At 58.1% G+C, this 236-nt stretch carries 1 pseudogene; it reads left to right on the top strand.

Annotated features, from left to right (window positions below):
- A pseudogene (locus U5A67_RS40650) lies at positions 1-236 on the top strand (filamentous hemagglutinin); the annotation flags it as partial.

Raw genomic sequence — 236 nt, forward strand, 5'->3', positions numbered from 1 at the left:
ACGTGGGATACCGAGTTCTCGCCCTCCGACAACGCACACGACTGGCTGGTGTCGACAACCGCATCGGGCGTCCAGGACGCGTCCTTCGCGGTCGATATTACGCAGACAGGTGGACTGACTGCGGGACGGGTAGAAATACTGGTCAACGACAAGGGTGCTGGAGTCAACAGCCTCGGAACGATTGAGGCAACCGCAGGTGATGCGCTTGTGGAATCGGATGGGAATATCACGATTTC

Source organism: Paraburkholderia sp. J69-1, from assembly GCF_905220255.1.
Lineage (GTDB): Bacteria > Pseudomonadota > Gammaproteobacteria > Burkholderiales > Burkholderiaceae > Paraburkholderia.